Genomic DNA, 20808 nt, shown 5'->3' on the forward strand with positions numbered 1-20808 from the left:
ACCCTCGTCGAACACGCCCTCCTCGCCCGACTCCGCTGAACACCACACCAGCGGACGGCGTAGGGCCCGTCGGACCCCGGGGTGGGGTCCGACGGGCCGCGGCCGGTCGCCGGGCGGCTACTCGGTGGGCTCCAGCCCGGCCCTGACCAGGCCGTAGGTGTACGCGTCCTCCAGCGCCAGCCAGGAGGCGGCGACCACGTTGTCCGCGACGCCGACGGTGGACCAGGTGGACGTGCCGTCGGTGGACTCGATCAGCACCCGGGTCTTGGACCCGGTGCCGTGCTGGCCCTCCAGGATGCGGACCTTGTAGTCCACCAGCTCGAAGGTGGCCAGCGGCGGGTAGATGCCCTCCAGCGCGGTGCGCAGCGCCTGGTCCAGCGCGTTCACCGGGCCGTTGCCCTCGCCGACGGCGGTCCGGCGCTCGCCCTTGGCCCACAGCTTGACGGTCGCCTCGTTGCCGGAGACGCCGTTCGGGCCCTGCTCGCTGATGGTCCGCCAGGACTCCAGGGTGTAGAAGCGGTCCCGGCTGCCGCGCACCTCGTCGCGCAGCAGCAGTTCGAAGGAGGCGTCGGCGGACTCGTAGGTGTAGCCGAGGTTCTCCTGCTCCTTCACCTTGGCCACCACCCGGCCGGCCAGGTCCCGGTCGGTGGAGAGGTCGTAGCCGAGCTCCTTGCCCTTGAGCTCGACGGAGGCCCGGCCGGCCATGTCGGAGACCAGCATCCGCATGGTGTTGCCGACCCGCGCGGGGTCGATGTGCTGGTACAGGTCCGGGTCGACCTTGATCGCGGAGGCGTGCAGGCCCGCCTTGTGGGCGAAGGCCGAGTAGCCGACGTACGGCTGGTGGGTCGAGGGGGTCAGGTTGACCAGCTCGGCGATCGCGTGCGAGATCCGGGTCATGTCGGCCAGCCGGCCCTCGGGCAGCACCCGGCGGTCGTACTTGATCTCCAGGGCGCCGACCACCGGGAACAGGTTCGCGTTGCCGACCCGCTCGCCGTAGCCGTTCGCGGTGCACTGCACGTGGGTCGCGCCGGCGTCCACCGCGGCCAGGGTGTTGGCCACCGCGCAGCCGGTGTCGTCCTGGGCGTGGATGCCGATCCGGGCACCGGTGCGCGCGATCACGTCGGCGACGATCTCCCGGACACCGGCCGGCAGCATCCCGCCGTTGGTGTCGCAGAGCACCACCACGTCCGCGCCGGCCTCGTGCGCGGTCCGGACCACGGAGAGCGCGTACTCGCGGTTGGCCCGGTAGCCGTCGAAGAAGTGCTCGCAGTCGATGAACACCCGGCGGTCGCGGGAGCGCAGGAACTCCACGCTGTCCCGGACCATCTCCAGGTTCTCGTCCAGGGTGGTGCGCAGCGCCAGCTCCACGTGCCGGTCGTGCGACTTGGCGACCAGGGTGACGACGGGGGCGCCGGACGCGACCAGCGCGGCCAGCTGCGGGTCCTCGGCGGCCCGGCCGCCGGCCCGGCGGGTGGCTCCGAAGGCGACCAGCCGGGCGTGCTCCAGCTCCAGCTCGGCGGCGGCGCGGGCGAAGAACTCGGTGTCGCGCGGGTTGGCCCCGGGCCAGCCGCCTTCGATGAAGCCGACCCCGAACTCGTCCAGGTGCCGGGCGATGGCCAGCTTGTCCGCCACCGTCAGGTTGATGCCCTCACGCTGGGCGCCGTCGCGCAGCGTGGTGTCGAACACGTGGAAACTGTCGTCGGTACGGCTGACCTCGGTCATGACCCCTGGTTCTCCGTTCGGGGAGGTTCGTGCTGCTCTGGCCGGATTTCTGGTCCCGGCTCCACTGTCCAGGATCTCGCGCGCGGCCCCGGTGTCCCCGAGCCCTTCGTGGGGGCTCCCGGCCGGTCCGGAGGTGGTGCTCGCCGGGGCGGTGCCCACGGTGGTCACGGGGCTTCGCCAGGAAAGCAAAAGACCCCTCGCGGGTGCGAGAGGTCTGCGCGCGGGTCTGGACGCTCGTGGTCGCTCCGCATCGGGTCCTGCGGAAGCGGTCACTGCGGACCGGCGCGCCTGCTGCCGATAATCAGCGAAAGCGAGGACACGTCGGCAGTCTGGCACAGCCCCCGGGATCCGGCCCGCCCGTCTCGCGATGCGGAACGGACGGGCCGGACGGGGTGCGGGCCGGGCGGGCCGGGCCGGGTGCGGGCTCAGACGATCTTGTGCAGCCAGCCGTGGGTGTCCGGGGTCTGGCCGCCCTGGATCGACAGCAGCGCCTTGCGCAGCTCCATGGTGACCGGGCCGGGCTCGCCGGTGCCCACGGTCCAGTCCGCGGCGGCGGACTTCACCGAGCCGACCGGGGTGATGACGGCGGCGGTGCCGCAGGCGAACACCTCGGTGAGGCTGCCGTCGGCGTTGGCCTGCTGCCACTCGTCGGTGGAGATCTTCCGCTCCTCGACGGCGTAGCCGAGGTCGGCGGCGAGCCGGAGCAGCGAGTCGCGGGTGATGCCGGGCAGCAGGGCGCCGGACAGCTCGGGGGTGACGATCTTCGCGTCCTTGCCCTCGCCGAAGACGAAGTACAGGTTCATGCCGCCCATCTCCTCGACCCACCGGTGCTCGGCGGCGTCGAGCCAGACGACCTGGTCGCAGCCCTTCTCGGCGGCCTGGGCCTGGGCGATCAGGGAGGCGGCGTAGTTGCCCGCGCACTTGGCGGCGCCGGTGCCGCCGGGCGCGGCCCGGACGTACTCCTTGGACAGCCAGACCGAGACCGGCTTGATGCCGCCCTGGAAGTAGGCGCCGGCGGGCGAGGCAATGATCATGAAGAGGTAGGAGTTGGCCGGGCGGACCCCCAGGCCGACCTCGGTGGCGAACATGAACGGACGCAGGTAGAGGCTCTGCTCCGGCTCGTTCGGGACCCACTCCTGCTCCTGCCGGACCAGCAGCTCCACGGCCTCGACGAAGGCCTCGACCGGCAGCTCCGGCATCGCCAGGCGGCGGGCCGAGGCCTGGAAGCGGGCGGCGTTGGCCTCCGGACGGAAGGTGGAGATCGAACCGTCGGCCTGGCGGTAGGCCTTCAGCCCCTCGAAGATCGACTGGCCGTAGTGCAGGGTCATGTTCGCCGGGTCGATCTCCAGCGGCGCGTACGGCGTCAGCTGGGCGTCATGCCAGCCCACGCCCTCGGTCCAGCGGATGGTGACCATGTGGTCGGTGAAGACCCGGCCGAAGCCGGGGTTGGTCAGCCGGGCCTGGCGCTCCGCCGCGGGCAGCGGGTGGGCGGAGGGCTTGAGATCGAACGTGATGGGCGCCTGGGTGGGCGTGCTCATGGCTGTTTCCTTCACCGTGGGGTTGGTCCGGGCCGCCACCGCCGCAGGCACGTTCCGGCGATCGAACGCCGGAACGGAAGCACAGCGGCACGGCCCACTGTCGATACTCGCATCCAGAGGGCCGTGCCGAACAGTTGCCCGCTCCTTTGAGAGCTGCAAGCTGCGGTTATGCGGTCCGGCCCACCTGGCCGGAAACCTTGTCGGACCCGGCCTCGTACGGCCGGAATCCCGCTCTCGGATCCGGCCCGCCAGCCGGAACCGTGCTTTCGGATCCGGCCCGCTACCCGGAACCGTGCTTTCGGATCCGGCCCGCTACCCGGATACTCGACCGGCGAGCGCGTCGCCGACCTGGGAGGTGCTGCGGGTGCCCGAGCGCTCGGCCAGGTCCGCCGCGACGGCGGCCTCGACCCGGGCGGCCTCGGCGGGGAAGCCGAGGTGCTCCAGCAGCATGGCGACCGACAGCACGGTGGCGGTCGGGTCGGCCTTGCCCTGGCCCGCGATGTCCGGGGCCGAACCGTGCACCGGCTCGAACATGGACGGGAACTCGCCGCCGGGGTTGATGTTGCCGCTCGCGGCCAGGCCGATCCCACCGGTGACGGCGGCGGCCAGGTCGGTCAGGATGTCGCCGAACAGGTTGTCGGTGACGATGACGTCGAAGCGCTCGGGCTGGGTGACGAAGAAGATGGTCGCCGCGTCCACGTGCAGGTAGTCGGTGGTGACCTCGGGGAACTCCCGGCCGACCTCGGCGAAGATCCGGGTCCACAGGTGCCCGGCGTGCACCAGCACGTTGTTCTTGTGCACCAGGGTGAGCTTCTTGCGCGGCCGCGCCTGGGCCCGGCGGTAGGCCTCGCGCACCACGCGCTCGATGCCGTACGCGGTGTTCAGGCTGACCTCGGTCGCCACCTCCTGCGGCGTCCCGGTGCGCAGCGTGCCGCCGTTGCCGACGTACGGACCCTCGGTGCCCTCGCGGACGACCACGAAGTCGATCTCCGGCGAGCCGGCCAGCGGCCCCTGGACCCCGGGGAACAGCCGGCCCGGGCGCAGGTTGATGTGGTGGTCGAAGGCGAACCGTAGCTTGAGCAGCAGCCCGCGCTCCAGCACGCCCGACGGCACGCTCGGGTCGCCGATGGCGCCCAGCAGGATCGCGTCGTGCGACTTCAGCTCCGCCAGCACGTCGTCCGGCAGCGTCTCCCCCGTCCGGTGGTAGCGCCGGGCCCCGAGGTCGTACTCGGTGGTCTCCAGCTTCACATCGGCGGGAAGCACGGCACCCAGGACCTTGAGGCCTTCGGCCACCACTTCCTGGCCGATGCCGTCACCCGGGACAACTGCGAGACGAATCGTGCGAGACATGCTGGGACCCTACTCCGGCGTCCCAGGGGCTGACACCTGCCGTCCACTATCCGGACGGCTCAGGTCAGGTCGATCTCGACCGGGAACGGCTGATCGACCTTCAACTGCTTGTGGTGGATGCCGGTCGGGAAGTACCGCCCGGACGCAGGCTCAAGCTCGAACGTGTAGACGACCGGACGGCCCTCGTCGCACTCGACACGCCAGAAGTGCCGAATGCCGGCTGCAGCGTACTTGCGCGGCTTGATCTCCCGGTCACGCTCGCGGGACTCATCCGAGACGACCTCGATCGCCAGAAGGACGTGCTCGGCAGAGAAACCCGTCTGGCGATAGCCGGTGTCCGAGTCCTCGTGAACGACAAGGATGTCGGGTTCCGGCCGGTTCCGCCGGTCCAGCGTGACAGTCATCTCCGGCCAGACCTCCCAACCCTCCGGAACCGCCCTCTCCAGCCCTCGCTCCAGCACACGCTTCGCTCGGACATGGAACTTCGTCTGCGGGCTCACGAAGATCAGGCTCCCGTCGATCAGCTCTGTGTGCGGCGGGAGATCAGGCAGCCGGTCAAGGTCCTCTGCGGTGTAGCCACCAGCAGGGGGCCGAATCCAGTCGGGGTACGGCGCGATGCTCATGGTTCCTCCCATACGGGGATCCTGACGGCCCTCCCAGGCTACTCGGCAAGGAGTCGCCGAACGCCACTCCTTCGACGGAGCGCGTACGTCGAATCCCGCGCCCAGGGCGCACGTAGGGTGGCGAGGTCCGGGGTTCACTGGCAGAACGGGGCGCGTGGGTGAGGGCCGAACAGCGGCGGGAGGTGCTGGTCTGCGGGGGCGCCGGGGGGCTGGCGGCGGGCGGGTACGCGCTGGCGGCGGGGCTGCGCGGGCAGTGGCCGGCCGGGGCGGACGCGGTCGCCGTGCCGTTCCACGCCCACCTGTGGGACCTGCTGCACGGGGAGGCGTCCGGGGACCTGCTGTTCAACTGGAACAGCGGGTACGGAGTCCCGTTCCTGCCGGACTTCTTCGCCTACCTGATGAACCCTTTCTCCTGGTTCACCGCGTTCCTCCCCCGGGACCGGGGCGAGCTCGCCGTCCTGCTGGTCACCCTCGCCACCATCGGCCTCGGCACCGCGCTGATGGCCCGGCTGCTGGGCCGGCTGCACCCCGGCCCGCACTGGCTGCGGGCGCTCGCCGCCGTAGGGTACGGGCTGTGCGCCTGGGTGCTGGACGTCGGCGGCGCCGCGCCGATGTGGCTGTGGGGGCTGGTCTCGCTGCCGCTGCTCGGGCTCGCCGCCGACTGGTGCCTGCGCGAGCGGCACTGGGTGGCCGGCTCGTTGTGCGTCGCCGTCGCCTGGGCCGGGAACCTGTACACCGCCGCGCTGGCCACCCTCGTCGCCGGACTCCTGTTCGCCGTCCGGCTGTTCGCCACCCCCCGGCCGTTCCGCCACCGGGTCAGGGCCACCGGCCGGGCCGTCACCATGGCCACCGCCGGGGTGCTGCTGTCCTCGCCGGTGCTGTTCGTCGCGGTCCGGGCGGCGCGCGGCGCCCAGCCCGAGTCCCCGGTGGAGCCGCTCGGCCCGTCCGGCCTCGGCGGCCACCTCGCCCAGCTGCTGCCCGCCACCCACAGCGGGCGCCCGCTGCCGGACGTGGCAATCGGCCTGTTCGGGCTGCTGCTGGTGTGCGGGCTGCCGTTCAACCGGCGGGTGCGGGCGCGGGAGCGGGCGGTGTGGTGCGCGGCGCTGGTGCTGGTGGTGCTCAGCTTCGTGTGGACCCCGACCGTCCTGGTCTGGCACGGCCTGGCGATCCCGGCGGGCGGGCCGTACCGGGTCGCGTTCGTGCTCAGCGGCCTGCTGGTGCTGGCGGGCTGGGTGTCGCTGGCGCACCGGCCGGATCCGCTCACCCTGTGCGGCGGCGCCGCCGTGGTCGCGGTGATCGCCGCACTGGCGGCGGGCCGGCACTCGGTGCGTCCCGCCACCTGGGTGCTGCTGGCCGTCGGCGGCGCCGTCCTGCTCGCCGCGCTGTGGGTGCTGGACCGACGGCACACCGACCGCCGGGCGAACGCCGTCGCCACCTGGGTGATCGGCGGCGCGGTGGTCGGCAACGCGGTCTGGTCCGGGTACGCGGCGCTCGGCGCGGCCGATTCCGTCGGCGTCCCCCCGGCGGCGGCCCGCGCCGCGCACGCCGCGGTCCGCGCGGCCGACGACTGGCCGCGGGGGCGCAGCGACCCCGGCCCGCACGCCTTCACCGCCAACGACCCGCTGCTGCTGGGCGGCCAGGGCGGCGGCTACTTCAGCGGCTACCTGCCGACCGTCGCCGCCCTGCTGCTGCACGACCTGGGCGCGGGCTGGACGGCCGGCGGACGGCAGACCGCGAGCGTCGCCGACCCGGTCGGGCAGGCGCTGTTCGGGGTCCGCGCCCACCTGGACGACGGGCCGCCCCCGGACGGCTTCGCGCCCGTCCGGGCCGCCGCGCCGCCGCTGGTCACCCTGCTGGCTCCGCAGGCCCGGCCGGAGACCTCCTCGGTCTGGTCCCGGCAGGAGTCGCTGCTCGGCAGCCAGGTGTACGACGCCCCGCTGCCCGTCCCGGCGGGCGGTCCCGCCCCGACCCTGCACGGCACCAGCGGCTGGTCGGTGCCGCCCGGCGACGAGGGCACCGTCCTGACCGCCGTCTGCACGCCCGGCTCGACGGCGTTCTTCCACGGCGTCTGGTACCGGGGCACGGTCAGCGGCCTGGGCACCACCTACCGCAGCGACGGGGAGCAGCCCACCACGGCCGTGGCGATCCACCGGCTGGGGACCGTCCCGGCGGACGGGACGGTCCGGGTGACGCTGCGGTCCGAGACGGTGAGCCAGGTGCCCGCCCGCCCGGTGGGCTGCCTGCGGACCGGCGCCCTGGAGGCCGCCGTCGCCCGCCTCACCGCCGGCGGCGCCACCCGGGTCGAGGCGGGCGGGCACACCGTCACGGCGGCCCTTCCGGCGGGTTCCGTCGGCACCGCGCTGCTCTCCGTCCCCGCCACCGAGGGCTGGAGCTGCGCGGTCGACGGCGGCCGGTACTCGGCGCCGGTCCCGGTGCTCGGCATGATCGGGGTGCCGCTGGGCGCGGGCGGCTCCCGGATCGCCTGCTCGTTCCGCCCGCCGGGGCTCAGCGAGGGCCTCATCGTCACCTCCGCCACCGCCGCCGTTCTGGCCCTGGCCGCCGCCTTCGGCCACCTCGCCCGCCGCCGCCCCGCCCACGTCTCCCGCCGGGAGCGCCGCAGGGCCCTGTCCGCTCCCGGCGCCCGGAAGGCCCCGGACACCCCGGACGCACCGCAGGCCCCGCAGGCCCCGGACGCGTGAGGGGCGGCCCACCGGCCGGTGCCGGCGGGCCGCCCCGAGGGCCGGTCCCGGGGGTGTCCGGGGTCAGGGCAGGGTGACCACCTGGGCCCGGCGGCTGGCCGCGTTGAAGTGCTGCAGCAGCAGGAGCCCGGTGCCGTCGCCCGGCGTGCGGCGCACGGCGAGGACGGTGCCCGGGCCGGCCGGGGCCAGCACCGCCGGCGGTCCGGTGAGGCCGGTCCGGGCGTCGAGGGCCGGCTGGAGGACGTCCAGCGGGACGGTCGGGGCGGTGCCGTGCAGGCCGATGGCGGAGTAGGCCTCGGCCGCGTCCGGGGTGCCGGACCCGGCGGCGCCGGTCCAGACGCCGTAGCGGACGGCGCTGTGGCCGGGCCGGACGCCGGGCAGGGCGCTCAGCCGCACGGGCAGCACCACCACCTCGCTGTCGAGCAGCGCGGTGTCGGTGTCGCCCCAGCGGGCGTTGAGCGGTTGGACGTCGAGCTCCTCCCCGGTCCGGGCGTCGAGGGCGCGGGAGACCAGGACGTCGCTGCCGCGCAGCCGGTCGGCCTTGAGGACGACGTCGGTCGTCCCGTCCCCGTCGGTGTCCAGCGAGACGCGCACGCCGTACAGCCCGACCGGGGTGGCGGCGGGGGCCCACAGCCGGGCGCCCACGTACAGCAGGTCGGGGTCGACGGCGGCGCCGACCGCCCGCAGGTTGGCGGACCGTTCGCCGGGGTGCTCGACGCAGACGTCCTTGGCCGGGTCGGCCCCCGCCCCCGCGTCCTCGGGCAGGATGCCCGCGCCCGGCCCGACGGCGGCGCCGCTGCCGGCCGGGCAGTCGGCCCAGCGGGCCCCCTCGCCGCCGAGGGCGAGGGCGGTGACCAGTCCGGGCTGCTCGCCGGGGGCGGCGCTGCCGCCGAGCGTGACGAGGGTGCCGTCGCGCGCGGTGCGGGCGGCGGCCGTCGCGGTGAGGTCGCTCACCGGGCGCGGCGCGGCGAGCACCGGGACCCGCAGCTGCGGCAGGGAGTCGTCGGCGACCGGGGTCAGCAGCACCCGTCCGGAGAGCTCGCCCCGGTAGCTGCGGGCCTCGCCGCCCTGCACGGTGTCGATGGTCGGGTCGGGCGCGCGGCCCAGCCCGCCCGGGACGGACAGGGTCACCCGCACCCGGGCGGTGCCGCCGGCCGGGACGTCGACCCGGTCCGGGGCGACCTCGAAGGCGGCGCCCGGCAGTGCGGTGGCCGCCGCGTAGCCGGTGCGGTAGGACACCGGCGAGCCGGAGAGGTTGCGGACCTCGATCTCCCGCCCGAGCGCGGTCGGCCCGCCGACCTCGACCGGGCCGAAGGAGACTCCGACGCTGCCCTCCTCGGCGCCCTCCCCCGCCGCGTAGGCGACGGCGGGCGTGCGGACCGCCCGGTCGACCCGGACCCGCCCGGCCCCGGTGCGCTCGGGGCCGTAGACCGGCCCGCCGTGGTCGTCGCCGAGGTAGGTGTCGGTGGTGGTGTTCATCAGCGCGGCCTTGACCTGTTCGACCGACCAGTCCGGGTGCGCGGCGCGGACCAGCGCGGCGAGCCCGGCGACGTGCGGGGTGGCCATCGAGGTGCCGTTCTCGCGCTGGCCGCCGGCGCCGCTGCCGACGAGGGCGGACCAGATGGTCTCGCCGGGGGCGGCCAGGTCGGGCTTGACCACCCCGGGCACGCCGATGCCGCGCGAGGTGAAGTCGGTGAGGGTGTCGACCCGGGCGGGCTGGTTCTGCGCGACGGAGCCGTGCAGCGGGTTGCCGGGGGCGGCGAGCCGGACCCGGACCGGCCCGGCGGCCGCGGCCTGCCGCAGGCGCTCGCCGTCGGCGCGGGCCAGCAGGGCGGCGGGGATCCGGTCGTCGCCCGCGATCTCGGCGAGGTGGTCGGTGTCGGCGGCGTACAGCGCCCCGACGGCGCCCGCGTCGGCGGCGTGGTCGGCGCGCGGGCCGGAGTTGCAGGGCCGGTCGGCGTCGGCGGTCTTCCAGGCCAGCAGGGCGATCCGGCCGGCCAGCCGCTGCCGGTCCGCCTCGTCGAAGGCGGTGCAGCCGTCCGACTGGTCGACGGGCACGGCGAGTTCGCCGCTCACGTCGGCGGTGGCCCAGCCCTCGTAGCGCTCGCTCCAGTGCGCCGGGACGACGCCGGCCGCCGTGGCGGGGGCGAGCACGGTGATGCCGTCCACGTCGGCGTGCCCGTGGACGGAGGCGGCGACGGTGACGGCCCGGGCGGCACTGCCGGGGCTGCCGCCGATCGCGTAGACGTCGCCCTCGTTGCCGGCGGCCGCGACCACGACGGTGCCCAGCGCGGCGAGCCGGTCGACGGCGAGGGCGTCGGTGTCGTCGGTGCTGCCGAAGCGGCTGCCGAGCGAGAGGTTGACGACGTCCAGCCGGTCGCTCAGGTCGCCGTCGCCGTCCGGGTCGGCGGCCAGGTCGAGGGCCTGGGCGAGGCGGTCGGTGGAGCCGTCGCAGCCGAAGACCCGGATCGCGTACAGCTGGGCGCCGGGGGCGGCGCCGGGCCCGACCTTGAACGCGGCCGGGTCCAGCCCGGGCCCGTACGGGCCGGTGTACGGGCGGCCGTCGGCGGTGACGCCGTACCCGGCGGCGGTGCCGGCGACGTGGGTGCCGTGGCCGTTGCGCACGCAGTCGATCGGGTTGTCGCCGGGGTGCGGCACGGGCTGGTGGTGCGGGGAGGACGGGTCGGGGTCGTAGTCGTCGCCGACCAGGTCCTTGCCGCCGACGACCTTGGCGTTGGGGAACAGCGCGGGCGGCGCGGGCTTGCCGCGCTCGACCGAGCGGAAGGCCTCTTCGGTCCCGGGGCCGCCGAAGTCGGCGTGGGTGTAGTCGATGCCGCTGTCGATGATCCCGATCCGCACGCCCTTCCCGGTGTCGCCGTCGGGCTGCCCGGTGCCGCCGTCGGGCGCCTGGGCGCCGGCCCAGACCTGCGGGGCGCCGGTCAGCGGGACGGAGTAGGAGTTGTCCCGCCGCTTGTCGACGATCGGGTGGACGGCCCGGACGCCGGGCAGCGCCCGCAGCGCGGGCAGCCGTCCGGCGGGCGCGCTGACGGCGAGGCCGGTGAGCAGGGTGCGGGTGCGGTAGAGCTCGCGGGCGGCGGGGGCCGTCCGGTGGACGGCTTCGGCGAGCCGGTCGAGCGCGTCCCCGGCGCGGGCGCGCTGGGCGGAGCCGGCCTGGGCGGCCTCCCGGCGGACGGCCTCCGGGGAGCGCCGGTCGCGCCGGGCCCCGTCGGCGGCGCGCCGCCAGGCGGTGCCGGCCGGCTCCGTGGTGAGTTCGAGCAGGACGGAGGACGCCCGTTCGGTCCTCCGCGGTCCCGAGGCCGGTGGGCCGCCCGCCGCCGGGGCGGCGGCGAGGGCGACGGTCCCGGCCAGCAGGGCCAGGGTGAGGCCGATCCGGGCGGCGGATCGACGGACGGGTGGCAGGCGCACTGGGCCCTCTCCCCCGGCCGGGGGGACTGATCCGCAGCGTGTGTCGCTGACGCCCGCCCGCGCGGACGTCGATCACCCTTCCGGGGGCCCCAAATTAGGATGATCGCGCCGGGCGGGGCGATCAACTTCGCTCGGACGGACCGGCATTCCACCCTACGGAGTGATGCACCGTCACCCCGGTCGGCCCAGTAGCCCGATGAACGCCACCAGCCCGGTCGGCGCGGTCCCGCGGCGGCGGGCCCGGCCGGCGCGGCTCAGTGGTGGCCGGTCGCGCCGCCGTTGTCCCGGCGGTCCAGCGAGCGCTGCAGGGCGGCGGCCGCGAAGGGGGTCCGCTCGGCGGCCCGGCGGCGGCGCGGGGCGCGCACCGGGGTGGCGGTGGGGGCGGAGGTGGCGTGGCGGTCGGCGGTGGTGGGCATACCGGGCTCCTTGGAAGCGGCGCGTCCGAAGGCGCGGCCAGAGGGTGGGAGACGGGAGTCGTACCGCGCGCGGCGCACCCCGGGCAGGGGGCGGCGGGCGGGAGCGCGCTGGGCAGGGATCGCCTGCCCGTGAAGGCGCACGCGTGCACGGGCCGCGCGCCCTGGCTACAGGGGCGGCACACCGTACGGCCCTTCCACGGTACGACCGCTCCGGGGCCCTGTCTGCACGGATACTCGGATTTCCTAGTATCTGAGACGGGCGTCACCCGGGAGAACGCAGCAGGGCCCGGACCACCGTGCGAACGGCGGTCCGGGCCCTGTCGGGGCGGGGGGATCAGCCCAGGTCGACCGAGCGCGCGAAGCGGGCGCCGATCTCGGCGGCGATCGCCGACAGCACCTCCTGCGGGATCTCGCTGTCCACCGTGATGGAGGCCAGCGCGCTGCCGCCGTCCCGGGCGACCTGCATGCCGGCGATGTTGATGCCCGCGTCGCCGAGGTGGCGGCCGAGCACGCCGACCACGCCGGGGCGGTCCTCGTACTTGAAGAAGGCCATGTGGTCGGTGAGCGCGACGTCCACGTCGAAGGCGTCCACGCCGACGATCTTCTGGGTCTGCTTGGGGCCGGCCAGCGTGCCCGAGACGGCGATCTCCTCGCCGGTCGCGAGCGTGCCGCGCACGGTGATCACGTTGCGGTGCTCGGGGCTCTCGCTGGAGGTCGTCAGCCGGACCTCGACGCCGCGCTCCTGGGCGAACAGCGGGGCGTTGACGTAGGACACCGTCTCCGCCACCACGTCCTCGAACACGCCCTTCAGGGCCGACAGTTCGAGCACCTTCACGTCGTGCTGGGTGATCTCGCCGCGGACCTCGACGTCGAGCCGGGCGGCCACCTCGCCGGCCAGCGCGGTGAAGATCCGGCCGAGCTTCTCGGCCAGCGGCAGGCCCGGGCGGACGTCCTCGGCGATCACGCCGCCCTGGACGTTGACCGCGTCCGGCACCAGTTCGCCGGCCAGCGCGAGGCGCACCGACTTCGCGACCGCGATGCCGGCCTTCTCCTGCGCCTCGTCGGTGGAGGCGCCCAGGTGCGGGGTGGCGACCACGTTGTCGAAGGCGAACAGCGGGGAGTCGGTGCACGGCTCCTTCGCGTACACGTCCAGGCCCGCGCCGGCCACCCGGCCCTCGCGCAGGGCGCTGGCGAGCGCCTCCTCGTCGACGATGCCGCCGCGGGCGGCGTTGACGATGCGCACGGTCGGCTTGACCTTGTGCAGCGCCTCGTCGCCGATCAGGCCGAGGGTCTCGGGGGTCTTGGGGAGGTGGACGGTGATGAAGTCCGAGACCTCCAGCAGCTCCTCCAGGGTGACCAGCTTGACGCCCATCTGCGCGGCGCGGGCGGCCTGGATGTAGGGGTCGTACGCGACGATCTTCATCCCGAACGCGGACATCCGCTGGGCGACCAGGACGCCGATCCGGCCGAGGCCGACGACGCCGAGGGTCTTCTCGCTCAGCTCGACGCCGGTGTACTTGTTGCGCTTCCACTCGCCCTGCTTGAGCGCGGCGTTGGCCGGCGCGATGTTGCGGGCGACGGAGATCAGCAGGCCGCAGGCGAGTTCGGCGGCGGTGACGATGTTGGAGGTCGGCGCGTTGACGACCATCACGCCGGCCTTGGTGGCGGCGGCGACGTCCACGTTGTCCAGGCCGACGCCGGCCCGGGCGACCACCTTGAGCTTGCGGGCGGCGGCCAGCGCCTCGGCGTCGACCTTGGTGGCGGAGCGGATCAGGATGGCGTCGACGTCGGCGATCGCGGTCAGCAGCTCGGTGCGGTCCGCGCCGTTGCAGTGGCGGATCTCGAAGTCCGGGCCGAGCGCGTCGACGGTGGCGGGCGACAGCTCTTCGGCGATCAGTACGACGGCGGTTTTCACAGTGGTCGCAGTGCTCACGGCAGTGTTGTCCTTAACTGTCCGGTTCCCCCGGCACGCAGGTGGGCGCGGAAGGGCGGGGGAAGGTGGCATGCCGCGTAGGTAGACGCACGACGCTGTGGGCCTGACGCGCACTCGGAGTGTATCGACGGGCTGGATGCCCGGCTGCTCCCGTCCGGCGAAATCACCCGGACGAGAGCAGCCGACTTGTACAAGGGAGTTACGGAATCAACGTCCGGGGACGTCAGGCCTTGTCGTTGACCCAGCTCATCAGCGAACGCAGCTTCTTGCCGGTGGTCTCCAGCAGGTGGTCCTCGTCGGCCTTCTTGTACTCGTTGTACTTGGGCAGGCCCGCCTTGTACTCGGCGATCCAGGTGTTGGCGAAGGTGCCGTCCTGGATCTCGGTGAGGACCTTCTTCATCTCGGCCTTGGTGGCGTCGGTGATGATCCGCGGGCCGGTGACGTAGTCGCCCCACTCGGCGGTCTCGGAGACCGACCAGCGCATCTTCTCCAGGCCGCCCTCGTACATCAGGTCGACGATCAGCTTCAGCTCGTGCAGGCACTCGAAGTAGGCGATCTCCGGCTGGTAGCCGGCCTCGACCAGGGTCTCGAAACCGGCCTTCACCAGGGCGGCGGTGCCACCGCAGAGGACGGCCTGCTCACCGAACAGGTCGGTCTCGGTCTCCTCGGTGAAGGTGGTCTTGATGACGCCGGCCTTGGTGGCGCCCAGGCCCTTGGCGTACGACAGCGCCAGGGCGAAGGCGTTGCCCGTGGCGTCCTGCTCGACGGCCACGATCGCCGGGACGCCGCGGCCCTCCTCGTACTGGCGGCGGACCAGGTGGCCCGGGCCCTTCGGGGCGACCATGCAGACGTCGACGTCCGCCGGCGGCTTGATGAAGCCGAAGCGGATGTTCAGGCCGTGGCCGAAGAACAGGGCGTCGCCGGCCTTCAGGTGCGGGGCGATGTCGGCCTCGTACACGTCGGCCTGGATCGGGTCCGGGACCAGGATCATGATGACGTCGGCCTCGGCCGCCGCCTCGGCCGGGGTGACGACGCGCAGGCCGGCCTCCTCCGCCTTGGCACGGGACTTGGACTCCGGCTTCAGGCCGACCCGGACGTCGGCGCCCGAGTCGCGCAGGGACAGCGCGTGGGCGTGGCCCTGGCTGCCGTAGCCGATGACCGCGACCTTGCGGCCCTGGATGATGGACAGGTCGGCGTCGTCTTCGTAGAACAGCTCGGCCACGGGGGCACATCTCCTTGCGTATCGGTGCCGGGTGGGCGGTTCCTACCGTATGTGCACCCGGCACGGGTGTGGGTCTCTGCTTGCGGCGATTGCGGGTACGGCGATTGCGAGCGCTTGGTCAGGCGCTGCGGTCGAGGGCGCGCAGCGAGCGGTCCGTGATGGAACGCGCGCCGCGGCCGATGGCGACCAGGCCGGACTGGACCAACTCCTTGATGCCGTACGGCTCCAGCATCCGGAGCATGGCCTCCAGCTTGTCCGAGCTGCCGGTGGCCTCGATGGTCACCGCTTCCGGCGACACGTCGACGGTCTTGGCACGGAACAGCTGGACGATCTCGACGATCTGCGACCGGGTCTCGTTGTCGGCGCGGACCTTCACCAGGACCAGTTCCCGCTGGATCGCAGCGGCCTGGTCGAGTTCGACGATCTTTATCACGTTCACGAGCTTGTTGAGCTGCTTGGTGACCTGTTCCAGCGGGAGGTCCTCGACGTTGACCACGATCGTCATCCGGGAAACGTCCGGGTGCTCGGTCGGGCCGACGGCGAGGGAGTCGATGTTGAAACCCCGACGGGAGAACAGCGACGCGATGCGGGCGAGCACGCCGGGCTTGTTCTCGACCAGGACGGAGAGGGTGTGCTTGGACATGTGATTCCTCGGTCGTTCCGGAGGGGAGGGCCGTCAGTCGGAGTCGTCGCCGAAGTCCGGGCGGACTCCCTTGGCGAACTGGATCTCGTCGTTGCTGGTGCCGGCGGCGACCATCGGCCAGACCATCGCGTCCTGGTGGACGATGAAGTCGATGACGACCGGGCGGTCGTTGATCTCCATCGCCTGCTTGATGACCTCGTCGAGGTCCTCCGGGCGCTCGCAGCGCAGGCCGACGCAGCCCATCGCCTCGGACAGCAGGACGAAGTCGGGGATCCGGGTGCCCTGGGCCGGCGGGGCGATGCCGTCGTGGCCGGGGCCGGCGTGCAGCACGGTGTTGGAGTAGCGCTGGTTGTAGAACAGCGTCTGCCACTGCCGGACCATGCCCAGCGAGCCGTTGTTGATGACCGCGACCTTGATCGGGATGTCGTTCAGGGCGCAGGTGACCAGTTCCTGGTTGGTCATCTGGAAGCAGCCGTCGCCGTCGATCGCCCAGACCGGGGTGTCCGGCCGGCCGGCCTTGGCGCCCATCGCCGCGGGGACGGCGTAGCCCATGGTCCCGGCGCCGCCGGAGTTGAGCCAGGTGCCGGGCTTCTCGAACCGGACGAACTGCGAGCTCCACATCTGGTGCTGGCCCACGCCCGCGGCGTAGATCGCCTCGGGGCCGACCAGCTTCCCGATCCGCTCGATGACCTGCTGCGGCGAGAGCTGGCCGTTCGGGGCCGGCTCGTAGCCGAGCGGGTAGGTCTTCTTCCACTCGTCGAGCTTCTCCCACCACTCGGTGTAGTCGCCCTTGTGGCCGGCGTCGAACTCGGCCTGGACGGCCACGATCAGGTCGGCGAGCACCTCGCGGGCGTCGCCGACGATCGGCACGTCCGCCGGGCGGTTCTTGCCGATCTCGGCCGGGTCGATGTCGGCGTGGACGACCTTGGCGTACGGGGCGAAGCTGTCCAGCTTGCCGGTGACGCGGTCGTCGAAGCGGGCGCCGAGGGTGAACAGCAGGTCGGACTTCTGGAGCGCGGTGACGGCCGGGACGGAGCCGTGCATGCCGGGCATGCCCAGGTGCTGCGGGTGGCTGTCCGGGAAGGCGCCGAGCGCCATCAGGGTGGTGACCACCGGGGCGCCGGTCAGCTCGGCGAGGATCCGCAGCTCGGCGGTGGCCCGGGCCTTGATGACGCCGCCGCCGACGTAGAGCACCGGGCGCTTCGCGCCGACCAGCAGCTTCGCGGCCTCGCGGATCTGCTTGGCGTGCGGCTTGGTGACCGGGCGGTAGCCGGGCAGCGCGGTCTCGACCGGCCAGCGGAAGGTGGTGGTGGCCTGCAGCGCGTCCTTGGCGATGTCGACCAGGACCGGGCCGGGGCGGCCGGTGGCGGCGATGTGGAAGGCCTCGGCGATCACCCGGGGGATCTCGGCCGGGTCGGTGACCAGGTAGTTGTGCTTGGTGATCGGCATCGTGATGCCGCAGATGTCCGCCTCCTGGAAGGCGTCGGTGCCGATCGCCTTGGAGGCGACCTGGCCGGTGATCGCCACGATCGGCACGGAGTCCATGTAGGCGTCGGCGATCGGGGTGACCAGGTTGGTCGCGCCCGGCCCGGAGGTGGCCATGCAGACCCCGACCCGGCCGGTGGCCTGGGCGTAGCCGGTGGCGGCGTGCCCGGCGCCCTGCTCGTGCCGGACCAGGATGTGGCGCACCTTGACGGAGTCCATCAGCGGGTCGTACGCGGGAAGGATGGCCCCGCCCGGGATGCCGAAGACGGTGTCCGCGCCGACGGCCTCCAGGGAGCGGATGAGCGACTGGGCGCCGGTCATGGTCTCGACGACGTGCTGGGGAGCGGGAGCGTTGGCGGCCGGGTTGTCCCCGCGGCGGGGGGATGCGGCGTGCTCAGTCATCTGCCTGTCTCTTCTCGGAATGTGCCGACCCGGCTGCGGGCCCCGGTGCTGCGAGGGTGGGGTCCCGGTCCGGATCGATCGCCGGCTCTGCCCCGATCGTCCCGCTCGGTCCGACAACTCGGACTTCTCGGGCGGCCGGAGCCAGGGGTCTTGCGGGTTGGAACAGCGTCAGTGCAACAAAAAACCCCTCGTGCCCAAGGGCATGCGAGGGGTGGCGCGTCGGTCTGTCACGAGCAGGGCGTGTGAGCCCACTCAGCCGACGCGCCCGCCAAGTACGAGAATTCGGGTGCGCATGGCAACGACCATCCTCCCGTCCGGGGTGGCGTGTCAAGCAGGTGGGATGACCGTCTCGCCATGCGGACCACCTGCCGGACCGGTGGCGGCCCGGTGTTCGGGCAGGTCAGCACCCTCGTGGTGATGTACGACACGTCCCGGCCCGGGGTCCGTCCGGCCACTCGTCCGGGTGTCGGCGGCCGGGTGCCCGCGCCGGGCGGCGAACGTGCCGGACGGCCCGGGCAGCGGGTAGTCCCGGCGGGCCAGCGCGCGGCGCAGCCGGGGCTCGTCCAGCGGCGGCGCGAAGGCCGAGCCCTGGGCCAGTCCGCAGCCGAGCTCCCGCAGCACGGCGACCTGGCGGGGCAGGTCCACCCCGTCGGCGGCGGTGGCCATCCCCAGGTCGCGGCCGAGCCGCAGGGCGTGCCCGGCGAGCGTGCGGCCGAGCGGGGACTCGCCGAGGTCCTGGACCAGCGTGCGGTCCAGCTTGAGGCCGTCCAGCGGCAGCCGGGCGAGGGCGCCGAGCGAGCCGCTGCCGGCGCCGTAGCCGGCCAGCCAGGTGGAGACGCCGAGCCGGCGCAGGGCGGCCAGCCGGCGGCCGAGTTCGTCGGCGAGCGAGTCCGGCCCCATCCGGGCCACCTCGATCACCAGCTCGTCGGCGGGCAGCCCGGCGTCCCGCAGCGCGGCGGCCACCGTCTCGTACAGGCCGGGCGAGCAGAGCCGCTCGGTGGACAGCCGGACCGCCACCGGGACGGGCTCCGGCGCGCCCCGGCCCCGGCCGGGCAGGCCGCGCCGGGCGGCGGCCGCGGCGACCGCCTCGTGGACCAGCCAGCGGGCGAACCGGGTGGCCGCGTCGCCGTGCTCGGCCGAGCGCAGGAACTCGGCCGGGGTGAGCAGCAGGCCGCCCGCGGACCGCCAGCGGGGCTGCGCCTCGACACCGGTCACCGTGCCGCTGGCGAGGTCCACCAGGGGCTGGTGGAGCAGGGTGAAGCCGCCCTCCCGGACGGCCAGTCTCAGCCGTTCCTCCAGTTCGGTGCGGCGTTCCAGGTCGGCGCGCATGGCGGGGGTGTAGAGCACCACCCGGCCCTTGCCCTCGGACTTGGCCCGGTACATCGCGAGGTCGGCGTTGCGCATCAGCTCGTCGGCGGCGGCCCTGGGGTCGGCCGCGGCGCCGCGCTCGGGGGTGCCGAAGGCGATGCCGATGCTGGCGGCGACGCCGAGTTCGGTGCCGCCGATCCAGTACGGCTCGGAGAGCGCGATGCGCAGGCGTTCGGCCAGCTCCTGGACCTGGAGGCGGCCGAGCGGGCCGCAGACCAGGGCGGCGAACTCGTCGCCGCCGAACCGGGCGACGGTGTCCCCGCAGCGGACGGCGCCCTGGAGCCGGCGGGCGGCCTGCACCAGCAGCCCGTCGCCGACCTGGTGCCCGGCGGTGTCGTTGACCGCCTTGAAGCCGTCCAGGTCGAGGAAGAGCACCGCGATCCCGGCGCCGGTGTCGCCCTGCTGGCCGCGGGCGCCGAGGGCGGCCCGCAGCCGCTGGGTGAACAGCGCCCGGTTGGGCAGGTCGGTGAGCGGGTCGTGGAAGGCGTTGTGCTGCAACTGGGCCTGGAGCATGACGCGTTCGGTGACGTCCCGGCTGTTGAGCAGCAGCCCGTCGCGGTGCCGGCTGACGGTGGACTCGACGTGCAGCCACTCGCCGCCGCCGGAGCTGATCCGGCACTCCACCCGGGCGGAGGGCTCGGCGGCGCCGGGGGCCCGGCGGGCGGTGGGCCGGTGGGCGGTGAGCCGGACCCGGGCGAGGTAGCGGCGGACCTCGGAGAGCACCCGTTCCACGTCCTCGGGGTGGACCAGGTCCAGCAGGTTGCCGCCGACCAGTTCCTCCGGGTCCCGCCCGTACACGCCGAGCGCGGCCGGGGAGACGTAGGACAGCACGCCGTTGGCGCCGGCGATCATGATGACGTCGCTGGAGCCCTGCACCAGGGAGCGGAAGTGCGCCTCCTTGTGGGCGAGTTCCTGGGCCAGCGACAGGTTGTCGAGCAGCATGACGCCCTGCCTGAGGATCAGTGCCAGCCCGACGGTGCACGCGGCCGCGGCCACCACGCGGTCCAGCGCGCGCCCGCCGAGGGCGTTGTAGAGGATGCCGGCGGTGCAGACCGCGGCGGCCGCGTACGGGGTGAGCGCGCTGAAGGTGGTGGCCACCCGGCGGCGCGGCAGGCCGCCGGCCGAGGGGTGCTCGCGCAGCGGTCGGCGCCAGCGCGGCGACCACGGCGCCCAGGCCAGCAGCAGGCTGCCGGAGAACCAGCCGGCGTCGAGCAGTTCGCCGGAGTGGTAGCTGCTGCGCAGCTCCGGGGAGGTGAACAGGGCGTCGCACAGCACGGTGACGGCGAGCGCCAGCATCGCGGTGTGCACGGCCGCGCGGTTGCCGTCCCGGCCGCCGAAGCGCAGCCCGACCACCAGGCTGACCAGCAGGATGTCCAGCACCGGGTAGGCCAGGTTGAGGGCCAGCCGCAGCGGGGAGCCGTCCTCCCCGGCCGCGATCCGGCCGAGCGCCAGGCTCCAGCTGAGCGTGAACAGCGAGCCGGCGATCAGCCAGCCGTCGAGCAGCAGGCAGAGCCAGCCGGCCGCGGAGCGCGGGCGCTGGGCGAGCACCAGGACGCCGGTGATGGCGAGCGGGGCGAACAGCAGGAAGGCGTACTCGGCGAGCGAGTCGCGGGGCAGCGGGGTGCGCACGACCAGCTCGTACCAGCCCCAGGTGCCGTTGCCGAAGGCGACCATGAGCGAGGAGAGGCCGAACAGCAGCCAGGCCGGACGGGCGTGCCCGCCGACCGTACAGCCGTACACCAGGCAGGACAGCGCGGCCGCCAGCGCCGCTGCGGCCAGGCCGAAGTCGCCCATGAAGACGGACAGTTGGCGCGATCCCCAGCCGACGGCGGCGCCCGTGGCGTAGGCCACGCAGAGCGCGCCCAGGACGAGGCCGGGCAGCGTCCGGCTCTCCAGGAGCCGGCGCAGCGGCGCACGGCGGGCGGGTTCCGGCAGCTCGGCGGCGGACGTGTCGGCGGGCGGTGCGCCCGGGCGTCCGGCC

12 protein-coding genes are annotated in these 20808 nt (G+C 74.0%); 1 reads left to right on the forward strand and 11 read right to left on the reverse strand.

Annotated elements, in window-relative coordinates:
- Positions 1 to 117 precede the first annotated feature (117 nt).
- The 4 genes from cimA to ACFQ6N_RS27715 form a co-directional block, all read right to left on the reverse strand.
- Positions 118 to 1722, reverse strand: coding sequence for a citramalate synthase (gene cimA / locus ACFQ6N_RS27700; protein WP_380654479.1), 1605 nt, complete (start codon positions 1720 to 1722; stop codon positions 118 to 120).
- A 425-nt stretch (positions 1723 to 2147) separates the two neighbouring features.
- Positions 2148 to 3260, reverse strand: a complete 1113-nt coding sequence (locus ACFQ6N_RS27705; protein WP_380654483.1) for a branched-chain amino acid aminotransferase — start codon at positions 3258 to 3260, stop codon at positions 2148 to 2150.
- A 312-nt stretch (positions 3261 to 3572) separates the two neighbouring features.
- The gene (locus tag ACFQ6N_RS27710; RefSeq protein WP_380654486.1) at positions 3573 to 4610 is read right to left on the reverse strand and encodes a 3-isopropylmalate dehydrogenase; all 1038 of its coding nucleotides are present in this window, start codon (positions 4608 to 4610) and stop codon (positions 3573 to 3575) included.
- A gap of 59 nt (positions 4611 to 4669) precedes the next feature.
- Complete coding sequence (locus tag ACFQ6N_RS27715; protein ID WP_380654489.1) at positions 4670 to 5233, reverse strand: Uma2 family endonuclease; 564 nt, start codon at positions 5231 to 5233, stop codon at positions 4670 to 4672.
- 158 nt (positions 5234 to 5391) lie between these two features.
- On the opposite strand from ACFQ6N_RS27715, the gene ACFQ6N_RS27720 reads away from it, so the two are divergent.
- Entirely contained in the window at positions 5392 to 7932 is a 2541-nt protein-coding gene (locus ACFQ6N_RS27720; protein WP_380654492.1) for a YfhO family protein, read from the forward strand.
- A 63-nt stretch (positions 7933 to 7995) separates the two neighbouring features.
- On the opposite strand, the gene ACFQ6N_RS27725 is transcribed toward ACFQ6N_RS27720, so the two are convergent.
- From ACFQ6N_RS27725 to ACFQ6N_RS27755, 7 genes are all read right to left on the reverse strand, one after another.
- Positions 7996 to 11358, reverse strand: a complete 3363-nt coding sequence (locus ACFQ6N_RS27725) for a S8 family serine peptidase (RefSeq protein WP_380654495.1) — start codon at positions 11356 to 11358, stop codon at positions 7996 to 7998.
- Positions 11359 to 11612: 254 nt separating this feature from the next.
- Positions 11613 to 11774 (reverse strand): hypothetical protein, encoded by a 162-nt coding sequence (locus tag ACFQ6N_RS27730; RefSeq protein WP_380654498.1) that lies wholly within the window; start codon positions 11772 to 11774, stop codon positions 11613 to 11615.
- 334 nt (positions 11775 to 12108) lie between these two features.
- Complete coding sequence (gene serA, locus ACFQ6N_RS27735; RefSeq protein WP_380654604.1) at positions 12109 to 13689, reverse strand: phosphoglycerate dehydrogenase; 1581 nt, start codon at positions 13687 to 13689, stop codon at positions 12109 to 12111.
- A gap of 241 nt (positions 13690 to 13930) precedes the next feature.
- Entirely contained in the window at positions 13931 to 14929 is a 999-nt protein-coding gene (ilvC, locus tag ACFQ6N_RS27740; RefSeq protein WP_380654501.1) for a ketol-acid reductoisomerase, read from the reverse strand.
- Positions 14930 to 15047: 118 nt separating this feature from the next.
- Entirely contained in the window at positions 15048 to 15572 is a 525-nt protein-coding gene (ilvN, locus tag ACFQ6N_RS27745; RefSeq protein ID WP_030057405.1) for an acetolactate synthase small subunit, read from the reverse strand.
- Positions 15573 to 15605: 33 nt separating this feature from the next.
- Entirely contained in the window at positions 15606 to 17459 is a 1854-nt protein-coding gene (locus ACFQ6N_RS27750) for an acetolactate synthase large subunit (RefSeq protein ID WP_380654503.1), read from the reverse strand.
- Between the two features lie 327 nt (positions 17460 to 17786).
- Positions 17787 to 20735 (reverse strand): putative bifunctional diguanylate cyclase/phosphodiesterase, encoded by a 2949-nt coding sequence (locus ACFQ6N_RS27755; RefSeq protein ID WP_380654607.1) that lies wholly within the window; start codon positions 20733 to 20735, stop codon positions 17787 to 17789.
- Between the last annotated feature and the right edge of the window lie 73 nt (positions 20736 to 20808).

Source organism: Kitasatospora sp. NPDC056446 (assembly GCF_042796115.1).
Taxonomy (GTDB): Bacteria; Actinomycetota; Actinomycetes; order Streptomycetales; family Streptomycetaceae; genus Kitasatospora.